This is a genomic window from Halomonas marinisediminis (genome assembly GCF_004347715.1).
GTDB lineage: Bacteria > Pseudomonadota > Gammaproteobacteria > Pseudomonadales > Halomonadaceae > Halomonas > Halomonas icarae.
In genome coordinates this window covers 1-438 of the sequence record NZ_SLTR01000063.1, presented here as the reverse complement: position 1 = coordinate 438, position 438 = coordinate 1, and the positions used below count along the sequence as shown (strand labels likewise).

General features: G+C 65.8%; 1 protein-coding gene. It reads left to right on the top strand.

Features of this window, described 5'->3' with window-relative positions:
• Positions 1–438 (top strand): electron transfer flavoprotein subunit beta/FixA family protein (locus tag E0702_RS15835; protein ID WP_132045565.1); only part of this gene is annotated, 438 nt, incomplete at its 3' end.

Here is a 438-nt window from a genome sequence, read left to right as displayed (position 1 = left end):
ATGAAAGTACTCGTCGCGGTCAAACGCGTCATCGACTACAACGTCAAGATCCGTGTCAAGCCGGATCACTCCGACGTCGACCTCACCAACGTCAAGATGGCCATGAACCCCTTCTGCGAGATCGCCGTGGAAGAGGCGGTGCGCCTGAAGGAGAAAGGCGTGGCCAGCGAGGTGGTCGCGGTCACCGTGGGGCCCAAGGCCGCCCAGGAGCAGCTGCGCACCGCCCTGGCGCTGGGCGCCGATCGTGCGATTCATGTCGAGAGCGACGAGCGTGTCGAGTCGCTGGGTGCCGCCAAGGCGCTGGCCAAGCTGGTCGAGGAGGAGCAGCCGGGCCTGGTCATCCTCGGCAAGCAGGCCATCGACACCGACAACAACCAGACCGGTCAGATGCTCGCCGCGCTGACCGGCCTGCCCCAGGGCACCTTCGCCTCGGAAGTG